This window comes from Carnobacterium sp. 1290_CSPC (assembly GCF_001053265.1).
GTDB lineage: Bacteria > Bacillota > Bacilli > Lactobacillales > Aerococcaceae > Aerococcus > Aerococcus urinaeequi.
On record NZ_JVVG01000091.1, the window covers coordinates 1 to 11,767 of the forward strand.

Sequence of the window (11,767 nt, forward strand, 5' to 3'; positions counted from 1 at the left end):
TAATGAAATACCTAAGGCACGCGCTACAGTGTAAATACCGTCACCAGATTTAACTGTGTATGATTTACCTGATGTTGACGCAGATGATTGGCTAGTTGAAGCACTTGAAGCTGACGTAGCTGAACTTGAAGACGCTTGACTAGATGAACCTGCAGTAAATACTTTACCTGGGTGAATTAAGTCAGAACCACCATTTAAGGCCCGGGCTTCTGAAACAGAAATACCCAAGGCTTTCGCTACACTGTATAAGCCATCACCAGATTTAACTGTATATGATTTACCTGATGTTGATGCTGAAGATGAACCAGTGTTAGCACTTGCGCTTGATGAAGAAGACGAACTTGATGTAGAAGTTGTCGACTGACCAGCTTTAAATACTTTACCTGGATGAATCAAGTCAGAACCACCATTTAAGGCACGCGCTTCTGATACTGAAATACCTAAGGCTTTTGCTACGCTGTATAAGCCATCACCAGATTTAACTGTGTATGATTTACCTGATGTTGAAGCAGATGAACTAGTTGAAGCACTCGAAGTTGATGAAGATGCACTAGAAGTCGCTTGACTAGATGAACCTGCAGTAAATACTTTACCTGGGTGGATTAAGTCAAAACCGCCGTTTAATGAGCGCGCTTCTGATACTGAGATACCTAAGGCTTTTGCTACACTGTATAAGCCATCACCAGATTTAACTGTGTATGATTTACCTGATGTTGATGCTGAAGATGAACCAGTGTTAGCTCTTGAGCTTGATGAAGAAGACGAACTTGATGTAGAAGTTGTCGACTGACCAGCTTTAAATACTTGGCCTGGGTGGATCAAGTCAGAACCGCCATTTAATGAACGTGCTTCTGATACAGAAATACCTAAGGCTTTCGCTACACTGTATAAGCCATCACCCGATTTAACTGTGTATGATTTACCTGATGTTGAAGCAGATGAACCAGTGTTAGTAGCTGTTTCTGTGCTTGCTGAACTAGACGATGAAGATGCGCTAGATGAAGCTACAGATAAGACTTGGCCTGGGTGAATTAGGTTAGAAGTTAAGCCATTTTGCGCCTTAACCTCCGCAACAGTTACACCTAAAGCGCGTGCCACAGTGTATAAACCATCACCAGCTTTAACTGTATAAGACTTCCCACCATTAGTAGATGATGTTGTCCCTTGTGCAGATAAGTTTGTAGTTGCACCAGAAACTGATGCAGATGTACTTGAGGTTGAACCAGCAGGTGTATCATATTGTGTTAAACCATGTGTCGTAATTAAGTTGTTTAATTTACCACCATAGCGGGTATCAGTTGCGTAAGTACCAGTTAAGGCAGCAGTCGCATCTGTGTATGAACTTGTATTTGATTTCCAAGTACCTGAATAAAATTCAGAATCCCAAGAAACACCATTAACCATTTTATTCGCGTAGTCATTTAATGACTCTTTGTATGATGGGTAATCACGGAATGAATCTCTGATTTGGTAGTAGTTACCAGAACCATCATCTTCAAGTGTGTAGAAAGTTACACCGTCGCCGTTATAAGTCCCTTTAATCCCGAATAAGTTGTAGTATGGTGCTGCTGATAGACCTGATACACCCCAGTTAGACTCTAAAATCGCTTGAGCAATCATTACTGATGCATATAGGTCGTTATCATTTGCTAGCTTATAAGCATCCGGAATGATGCTATCTAAGAAAGCATTATTGGTTGATGCAAAAGTAACCGTCTTCCCTTCGCTCGCTTCTACTGTTGGAATATCGATATTTGCACTTAAACTTGATACAGCAAAAGCAGAACCTAAAACGATAGCCCCTAAAGTTGCTGATTTTTTGGAAATTGACGCAATTGATTTGCGCGACACTGCTTTATTTTCCTCAATAACCAATTATACTCCCCCTTGTAATTTTTTAATTGTCAAAAAAACTAAACTTTCACAACCTAAATTCTATCTAAAATAATTTTATTAAGAAAGACTTAATTTGTGTTGATGTTATTATTTAATATTTGTAATATTAGTGTAATATTGTTTTCTGAAAACCCACAGTAGATTAAGCTATTAATATAGAAAGAAGGAATGGTATGTTTCAAAATATTGTCACTGTGACGCATCAAATAATGAAAGAAAAAATTCAAAAAGGCGACCATGTATTAGATGCGACAGTAGGTAAAGGGAATGATACTCTGCAACTTTCACAACTAGTTGGTCAAGAAGGTATCGTCTACGGATTAGACATACAAGCAGAGGCGATTGCATTCGCTGAAAAACGCCTTTCTGAAGAGGCAAAATTTAAAAATACAAAATTGTTTGTAAAAGACCATAGCGAATTAGACCAAGTCATTCCGGCCGATGAGAAATTGCAATTAGCCATCTTCAACCTCGGTTATTTGCCTAGTGGAGATAAGGAGATCATCACCCAATCAGAGACCACTATCAAAGCCATTCAAACGGTCCTTGAACGCTTAGATAAGATGGGGGTGTTACTGATTGCTTCATACGTTGGTCATCCGGGTGGTATGGAAGAATTTGAAGCGGTTCAATCTTATCTCGAAAAATGCGACCAAAAAAGTTATAATGTAGCTATGTTCAATTTTTTGAACCAAAAAAACCTACCTCCACGATTATTTATCGTTGAAAGGAGACAATAAATGGCAGCAATCAAATCCATGGCCGGTAGCAAAAACCGCCAAATTCTTGTCCCAGCACTTTTCCATGTCCTACTCGTATGTCTCATGGCAATCCCTGCCTTCATGACATTACAAGCAGTCAACACATTTAACTGGACAAATTTTCTACTATTAATATTCTGGCAATTTTTACTTACACAGGTCTACTTATTATTTTCTAAGCAAAAAGGACTCACACTCATTAAGAATATGGTCATTTTAGGTGTGGTCGAAGTTGCCCTAATCGCCATTTTAATTTTTAGTCCCGTAACTATTTTGGCAAAAGGATTACTCTTCCTACAATGGTTATTGATTCATTTAGTGATTGGTACGCATAACTTACTGCCAGTATTGCCCCCATTATTTATCGCAATGGAAATGGTCATCATGCAAAACATCCTAGAAATGGCCAACGCGCAAGTCTTACTAACCGGTTTAGGCCTTATCAAATTCCTATTCTACCTAGCAGTATTCTCCTGGTTATCTAGCTTATTCATGGATTACCGTTCTGAAGGCGTAGAAATCGCTGGTAAAAAATCAAATTCAGCAAGAATGATGAAATTACTGGCTAGCTTTGCCGTTGTGGTCTTGATCATCGCTATCGCTGCAAGCTCCATTATTCCGGAATCATTGAATAGCCAAACAATCGCTTTAATCATCATTTCATTAGTGATTATGGTTTACAGCCTATTCCTTAAAAAGAGACAGTAAATTAAAAGAACCCGCTTTGAATGGTTGCTAGGACCAAATCAAAGCGGGTTTTGTTATTTTGTTAGCATATTTGAAATGAAGGATAAGAAAAAGGATATTATCGAGATAGCCTTTAAAATCATCTCAATAATATCCACAATATATAGTCCCAAAAATTAATTTTTCATTTTAAATGAACAATGTTTAGAATCAATTTTCGATAATAAATTCCCTGCATAAGAAGCCCATATAGCTACGAATAGGTCGAATAAAAGAGAGCCTATTTTTGAAACATCGAATGATACTTGAATACAAATGCGAACTTTTTGCTGCTTCTAGGTCGCTAGAGATCTCCGATATTTCAATATCTTTCAAATTTAAAGCAAAAAAAAAGACTAGCTAAACAGATGTTTAACTAGTCTTGTGGGCTGTTGCCCTAATTGTTAAAATTTAAATTAGATTTACGCTTTAACAACGTTAGCTGCTTGTGGTCCACGGTTTCCATCTTCGATTTCGAAAGAAACTTCTTGACCTTCTTCTAAAGATTTGAACCCGTCACCTTGAATAGCTGTGAAGTGAACGAATACGTCGTCAGCGCCGTCGCGTTCGATAAATCCAAAACCTTTTTCTGCGTTAAACCATTTAACTTTACCTTGTTCCATAATAATAGAATCCTCCTCGTGCTCATGCACATATTTCTTTAGTAATTCTTGCACGGCTCGAGTAAAACTTTTAAGTGCCTAGCACTTTTAAAAATGTATAACTTTTTACCTATCCAAAAATTCTTACTTTAGTATAACATGGATCAATACATTTAGCAATGATAAATTATAAGTAAAGTTATTTTTATCATTCAAAAACACCATATTCCTGTAAACTTAAGAAAGCATCGCCACCTACAATGATGTGATCCAATATTTCTATGCCAATCAACTCCCCCACTTCAGCCAACCGTCTGGTGAAGTCGATATCCGCCTGAGAAGGCGACGGATTACCTGACGGATGATTATGGGCGACAATAATTCGCGCAGCAGACGCCCGAACCCCTTCTTTAAAGATTTCCCTTGGATGTGCAACTGAAGCATTTAAACTTCCAACGAATATGGTCTTCTCTTTAACGATTTGGTTTTTTGTATTTAGATATAAGGCCATCACATTTTCCTGCTGCAGGTCTTTCAACTTCTCAATACAATAATTCCCCGCATCTTTCGTTGACATAATAACGCCCAATTTTTCCTGGTTAGATTGGTATAAGCGCCGGCCAAACTCTATAGCAGCCTGTATTTCAACCGCCTTAGCTGGTCCAACACCTGGCAACTGGATCAAATCATGGTAAGATGCCGTACGCAAATCATACCTCGTCCCGAAATGCTGGATAATTTTCATAGCCAATTGAATGGCGTTCAAACTCCGGTTCCCCGTCCGTAATACAATAGCCAATAACTCATACATAGTCAACGATTCTGCCCCGTGGGTCATCAACCGTTCCCTCGGCCTAATTTCCTCTGGTAGCTCATGTATCGTTGTCTTTAATAACACTTGATTTTCAGTCATCCTTTCACACCCCTCTACCATATTTATACGTGGTAAAAGTGCTAACTTGACCAATCTAATTATGAATAGAAATCAGGTTTCGCTTTATTTTTTTGGCAAAAAGAAAAACGTGCAACTTTCGCTACACGCTCTCTCATAAATCCACTTATATTTTTAGCTGATGCCACAGGAAACCCTAGAACAAACCAGTGATTTCGCCATCTTTTTTAATATCCATATCCAAGGCTGCTGGATGTTTTGGCAAGCCTGGCATCGTTAACACATCACCCGTCAAGGCTACAATAAAGCCAGCCCCGATTTTTGGTACCAATTCACGTACTGTCACATCAAAGTCTTTTGGTCGACCTAGGGATTTTGGATCATCAGATAGTGAATATTGGGTTTTCGCCATACAGATTGGTAAACTACCCCAGCCATTTTTCTCGAAACGATGCATTTGATTTTGAGCTTTCTTAGAAAAGACAACATCGCGTCCGCCATAAACTTTCTGCACAATGGCACGGGCTTTCTCTTCTAAATTCGTTGCTTCATAAGCATAAGTCGCTTTAAATTCCTGGTCATTACCGTCAATTGCGGTAACGACAGCGTCCGCCAAGTCCAAACCACCCTGGCCACCATCAGCCCATACAGATGATTTCACACACACCACCCCAAGCTCAGCACATTTGTCTAAGACAACCTGTTCTTCAGCTTCCGTATCCGTTACGAATTCATTCACACAAACAACCACTGGCACTTGGAAATTTTGCATGGTTTCAATATGTTTTTGCAGATTGGCAAAACCAGCCGCCACCGCTTCAACATTTTCGCCTTCATTCAAGTCTTTCACTAAAACACCACCGTGCATTTTCAATGAACGAATGGTCGCCACAACAACGACTGCATCCGGCGCTTTTCCAAGGACGGGCACTTTAATGTCCATGAATTTCTCGGCCCCTAAATCAGCCCCAAACCCAGCTTCAGTCACCACATAATCCGCCAACTTCAAGGCTGCATGTGTTGCCACAACTGAGTTACAACCATGGGCAATATTAGCAAAAGGCCCACCATGCACAAATGCTGGCGTATGCTCCAAAGTTTGCACTAAATTCGGCGCAATTGCGTCCTTCATGACCAAGGTTAAAGCACCTTCAGCCCCCAAATCAGCTACAGTAATTGGCTGACGGTCGCGGTTTTCCCCAATGACAATCCGGGCAAAACGTGCACGCATGTCTTCTAGGTCTGTCGCTAAACATAGAATCGCCATAATTTCTGACGCCACAGTAATGTCAAATCCATCTTGACGCGGGAAGCCGTTCCCAACGCCACCTAGTGCCACTGTAACCTCACGTAAGGCTCGGTCATTCAAGTCAACCGCTCGCTTCCAAGTCACTCGGCGAACATCAATATTCAATTCATTCCCTTGGTGGATATGGTTGTCGATTAAGGCAGACAAGGTATTATTGGCCGTTGTAATGGCATGCATATCGCCTGTGAAATGCAGGTTAATATCTTCCATCGGTTGAATTTGCGCGTAACCACCACCGGCAGCACCACCCTTAACGCCCATAGTTGGCCCTAAAGACGGTTCACGCAAAGCAATCATGGTTGATTTGCCGCGCCGACTCAATGCGTCCCCTAAACCAACTGTTGTTGTCGATTTCCCTTCACCAGCAGGCGTCGGGTTTATGGCTGTCACCAATATCAATTTGCCATTTTCATTCGATTCAATTTTTTCCAAGGTTTTTGCAGGTACCTTGGCCTTATATTTTCCATATAAATCGATATCGTCCACATTAAAACCAATTTTTTCAGCAATTTCACTTATCGGCGCCAACTCATTTTGTTGGGCAATTTGAATATCTGTTAACATGACAAAACCTCTTTCTATGACATCATTTTCTCATTATATTCTAGCATACTTTTAAGCCCATCTAATACTTTCTTGAAAAAGGACGATTTCTCTCTTTGCTAGCAAAACTGCCATAGATAGGGGTCCTAGCAAGCCGACATCTACCCCTTTTGCCAAAAAGCACTTTCGTATTAAAAAAAGACTGGCCCACGAGGATACCAGTCAAATTTGCTTAATCGATAAATGGTAAGGCGTCACCAAGACGGCCAACGACTGCTAAAACGCGGTCGTAAGTTTCATCATCCGGTGCTACCAAATCAGGGACCATGATCACGTCTAAACCTGCTTGATAAGCAGCATTAACGCCATGAATAGAGTCCTCTAATACGATTGTTTTCTCTTTGTCTAAGTTGAAATCAGCCACAACTTTTAGATAGATTTCTGGGTCTGGCTTAGCGTTTTCTACTTGGTCACCACCAAGCACACCTTTGAAGTATTTGCGGATACCTGTTGCCTCTAATAAATACTCCACTGTTTCGATATTTGATGATGATGCTACATAGCAATCAATATTTTTAGCTGCTAACGTATCCAACACTTTGATCAAGTCGTCTTTTAAATCAGGGGCTTGGTCTTTGATGATTTCTAAGTAACGTTTATCTTCGCGGGCTAATAAGGCTTCTGCTGCTTCTCTGTCACCAATGGCTTCCTCATACATTTGTAGGGTCTCTTTTTCGCCAACCCCAACATATTTTAGGTAGTCATCCATGGTGAATTCGATTCCTATCGATTCGAATCCTTCTTGGTTTACTTGGGCGTAGATCTTCTCAGTGTCTAGCATTAACCCGTCCATATCAAAAATTACTGATGTTTTCATAGATATCCTCACTTTGTAGTTTTTCTCGCACTTCAGATATAAAGTAGAAAGAGCCACAGAACACTACTACGGCATCTACATTTTCTGATGCGGATTGCTTATAATCATCATACCAATTATTCACAAATTTCGCATCTGTAGTGACTAAATAATCGTCTTCTTTTCTCGCTTCTTCATAATCAAAAGTGGTGACATATAGTTCGATGTCTGAATGTGCTTGGATATAGTCTAGTGAGTCGTTAATTTCCTTACGGTCTAAACTTGAAAAATACATGATAATTCTCTTATCCGCAAAAGTCGCCTTTAATTCTTTCAGCAACACTTTAATGGCTAAAATATTGTGGGCGCCATCAATAAAAGTGGCTGGCTTGTTAGCAATCAATTCCATACGACCTGGTAAAGCTGTCGCTTGAATGGCTTCAATGGCTGTTTGTTGGTTAAAATACAAGCCATTTCCCTTTGTAAAAGCGGCAAAAGCAGCGTAAGCTGTCCGAGCATTCCATACTTGGTAAAAACCAAGTTGCGGAATATCCATCTGCGGTTGCAATTTATAAGAAATCAATTGACCTTCTTCTTGAGTCACTTTGTCTTGGATAATAGCCAAGTATTCTGGGGCAATTTCCCCAACAACCAGGGTATCCCCATGGTGCATTATGCCGGCTTTTTGCTTGGTAATGGCAAATTCATCTTCACCTAAACTAGGAATGTGGTCTTTACCAATAGAGGTGATGACCCGGACGGCATGTGGGAGAATATTGGTGTAGTCCTTTTCGCCACCTATCCCTACTTCAATGATCAGTAAATCGACGTCCGCTTGGCCAGCATAGATAAAGAAGGCTACAGTGAGGACCTCGAAATAGGACATAGATTCTATTTTTAGGGCTTCGATATGGTGACGGACTTCGTTCATGAGTTGAATAAAGGCTTGGTCGTCGATATTTTCTTTATTGTGACGAATACGTTCTGTTATGGACGCCAAATGTGGTGACGTGAATAGGAGGGTCGAGTAACCGTGATCTGTCGCCATTTGCTCGATAAAACGACAGGTTGACCCCTTGCCGTTGGTACCAGTCACGTGGATTGCGGGTGTTTTTAACTCTGGGTGGTCGTAGCGGTCAAGCACACTTGCCATCCGTGAAAAATCTTTTGGCGTCGACTTAGTGTACACGCCCAACCATTGTTCGATTTGCGCCATATTATGCATTAAAATACCCAATTTCATGCCCCCATTTTTCATTATCATATTTCAGACATCATTCTAGCACGGAAAGTCTTTTAAAAGTATTTTATTTGTGTAAATCACTGGGTATATTTTTGCTGCATGGCCTAAGTGATTCAATCCGAAAAAAGAAGCCGACTATTTAAGTTAAGTCGGCTTCTCAAATGGTTATTTTGGGTCAAATTAGCCTTGTAATTCAGCGATTCTTTCTTTAGTAGAAACTAATTTATCCCGGTAATCTTGACCTTTTTGGCGTTCTTCTTCAACGACAGCTTCAGGGGCATTGGCCACAAAGCGTTCGTTAGACAATTTCTTCTCAACCCGGTCTACTTCAGATTGCCATTTGGCTAATTCTTTCTCCAAACGGGCAATTTCTTCTTCGATGTTAATGAAACCAGCTAATGGTAAGTAAATATCTCCACCGTCAAAGAATAAGGTTACCGCTTGATCTGGCGCTGTAGCACTTGTATCAATCGTAAAGCTTTCTGGGTTGGTGAAGCGGTTAATGAAGGCAATGTTGTCTTCAAGGGCTTGACCTATTTCAGCGTTCCGTGGTTTCACAATGATTTCGATTGGTTTAGATAAGGCCACGTTTTGTTTGTTACGAGCATTACGGATTGCTTTAACCAGTGAAATCACGTAGTTCATATCAGAAGCAGCTTTTGGATTAGATAAGTTTTCATCTACCGTTGGGTACGCAGCTGTAACGATTGATGCCTCTTTATGTGGAATATGCGCCCAGATTTCTTCTGTTACAAATGGCATGATTGGGTGCATTAAACGTAGAATGTTGTTTAATGTATAGGCCAATACTGAACGGGTTGTCGCTTTCGCAGCTTCGTCCTCACCTTGTAAAGTTTCTTTAGCCATTTCAATATACCAGTTACAGAATTCATCCCAGATGAAGTGGTACAATGAACGACCTGCTTCACCAAACTCAAACTTATCAAAGTTTGCAGTAACTGAAGCGATGGTTTCATTTAGACGTGTTAAAATCCATTGGTCTTTGATTTCAGTCACGTTTGATAAATCTATTTCATCATAAGTTAAGTCATCAAGATTCATGATGGCATAACGAGAAGCATTCCAGATCTTGTTAATAAAGTTCCAAGCAGCTTCCAGTTTCTCTTCGTTGAAACGGATATCTTGACCAGGTGTTGAACCAGTTGCTAGGAACCAACGTAAAGCGTCAGCACCATATTCGTTAACAACATCCATTGGGTCAACCCCGTTACCTAGAGATTTGGACATCTTACGCCCTTGGCTATCACGGATTAAACCGTGGATTAAAACATTCTTGAATGGACGACGACCAGTGAATTCCAACCCTTGGAAAATCATACGGGCAACCCAGAAGAAAATAATGTCATACCCTGTTACCAATGTTGAAGTTGGGTAGTAGCGTTTAAAGTCTTCTGCATCAGTATCTGGCCACCCCAAAGTTGAAAACGGCCATAAGGCAGATGAAAACCAAGTATCTAAAACATCTGGATCTTGTTCCCAGTTTTCGCTGTCAGCAGGTGCTTCCATACCGACATACATTTCACCAGTTTCTTTGTGGTACCAAGCTGGAATTTGGTGACCCCACCATAATTGACGTGAGATAACCCAGTCGTGGGCATTTTCCATCCAGGTCTTAAAGGTATTTTCAAAACGAGGTGGGTAGAAATCAACACGGTCCTCAGTGTCTTGGTTTTCTAATGAATCGTCCGCTAATGGACGCATTTTAACAAACCACTGTGTTGAAAGACGTGGTTCAACAACGACACCTGTACGTTCAGAGTGACCAACTGAATGGACCATTTCTTCAACACGGATTAAGAAACCTTGTTCGTCTAAGGCAGCAACGACTGCTTTACGGGCTTCTTCACGAGACATGCCTGCAAATTCGCCTGCATTTTCGTTCATAGTTGCGTCAGCGTTCATCACGTTTATACGTGGTAAATCATGACGGTTCCCTACAGCAAAGTCGTTAGGGTCATGGGCAGGGGTAATTTTTACAATACCAGTCCCAAATTCACGCTCAACATACTCGTCCGCAACGATTGGAATCTCACGACCAACTAATGGTAAAGTGATGGTTTTACCAACTAAGTGCGTGTAACGGTCGTCATCTGGGTGGACTGCAACTGCCGTATCCCCTAACAAGGTTTCTGGACGTGTTGTAGCGATTTCTAACGAACCTGATCCATCTGTTAATGGATATGAAATATGGTAGAAAGCACCATTATCATCAGAGTAGATCACTTCCATATCAGATAAGGCAGTTTGGGCTTTTGGATCCCAGTTGATAATGTATTCACCGCGGTAAATTAAGTCTTTATTGTATAAATCAACGAAGACTTTACGCACAGCTTCACTTAAACCGTCGTCTAAGGTAAAACGTTCGCGTGAATAGTCAACAGAGATACCCATCTTACCCCATTGTTGACGGATTGTTTCAGCATATTCTTCTTTCCAATCCCACACTTGGTCAATGAATTTTTCACGGCCTAGGTCATAACGAGAAATGCCTTCTTCGGCTAATTTCGCTTCAACCTTAGCTTGCGTTGCGATACCCGCATGGTCCATACCTGGTAACCATAAAGTATCGTAACCTTGCATCCGTTTTTGACGGATAGACATATCTTGTAAAGTCACATCCCAAGCATGACCTAGATGTAATTTACCAGTTACATTGGGAGGTGGAATAACGATTGAATATGGTTCAGCAGTTTTATCTTCATTAGGGGCGAATACACCTGACGCTACCCATTGATCATAGCGACCTTCTTCAACCGCATTCGGTTGGTATTTAGTAGACATATTAGTCTCTTTCATGAAAGCTTCCCTCTTTCTTTGATTCATATTTTTGGCAAAATAAAAGCCCTATACTATAACAATGGCTCTTCGTCAAATAGGACTGATGAGTAATATCTGCCAGGTAATCATTAGATTACCTG

9 protein-coding genes are annotated in these 11,767 nt (G+C 40.7%); 2 read left to right on the forward strand and 7 right to left on the reverse strand.

Annotated elements, in window-relative coordinates; all coding sequences use genetic code 11:
* Positions 1-1,875 (reverse strand): LysM peptidoglycan-binding domain-containing protein (locus AC973_RS08275; protein ID WP_048729507.1); only part of this gene is annotated, 1,875 nt, incomplete at its 3' end.
* 194 nt (positions 1,876-2,069) lie between these two features.
* Between AC973_RS08275 and AC973_RS08280 the strand changes: the two genes are divergently transcribed.
* Positions 2,070-2,636, forward strand: a complete 567-nt coding sequence (locus AC973_RS08280; protein ID WP_048729509.1) for a tRNA (mnm(5)s(2)U34)-methyltransferase — start codon at positions 2,070-2,072, stop codon at positions 2,634-2,636.
* Positions 2,637-3,365, forward strand: coding sequence for a hypothetical protein (locus tag AC973_RS08285; protein WP_048729510.1), 729 nt, complete (start codon positions 2,637-2,639; stop codon positions 3,363-3,365).
* A 440-nt stretch (positions 3,366-3,805) separates the two neighbouring features.
* Here the strand turns inward: AC973_RS08285 and cspD are convergent, their stop codons facing one another.
* From cspD to AC973_RS08315, 6 genes are all read right to left on the reverse strand, one after another.
* Complete coding sequence (cspD, locus tag AC973_RS08290; protein ID WP_016896897.1) at positions 3,806-4,006, reverse strand: cold-shock protein CspD; 201 nt, start codon at positions 4,004-4,006, stop codon at positions 3,806-3,808.
* Positions 4,007-4,193: 187 nt separating this feature from the next.
* Positions 4,194-4,898 carry a RadC family protein gene (gene radC, locus AC973_RS08295; protein ID WP_048729512.1) on the reverse strand — a complete coding sequence of 235 codons (705 nt, stop codon included), beginning with the start codon at positions 4,896-4,898 and terminating at the stop codon, positions 4,194-4,196.
* A 175-nt stretch (positions 4,899-5,073) separates the two neighbouring features.
* Positions 5,074-6,750 (reverse strand): formate--tetrahydrofolate ligase, encoded by a 1,677-nt coding sequence (locus AC973_RS08300; protein ID WP_048729514.1) that lies wholly within the window; start codon positions 6,748-6,750, stop codon positions 5,074-5,076.
* 211 nt (positions 6,751-6,961) lie between these two features.
* On the reverse strand, positions 6,962-7,606 hold the full coding sequence (locus AC973_RS08305) for an HAD family hydrolase (protein ID WP_048729515.1): 645 nt from the start codon (positions 7,604-7,606) through the stop codon (positions 6,962-6,964).
* The gene (locus AC973_RS08310) at positions 7,584-8,828 is read right to left on the reverse strand and encodes a bifunctional folylpolyglutamate synthase/dihydrofolate synthase (protein ID WP_048729518.1); all 1,245 of its coding nucleotides are present in this window, start codon (positions 8,826-8,828) and stop codon (positions 7,584-7,586) included. Before AC973_RS08310 ends, AC973_RS08305 begins: the two co-directional genes overlap by 23 nt.
* A gap of 180 nt (positions 8,829-9,008) precedes the next feature.
* Positions 9,009-11,645, reverse strand: coding sequence for a valine--tRNA ligase (locus AC973_RS08315; RefSeq protein ID WP_048729516.1), 2,637 nt, complete (start codon positions 11,643-11,645; stop codon positions 9,009-9,011).
* Positions 11,646-11,767 lie beyond the last annotated feature (122 nt).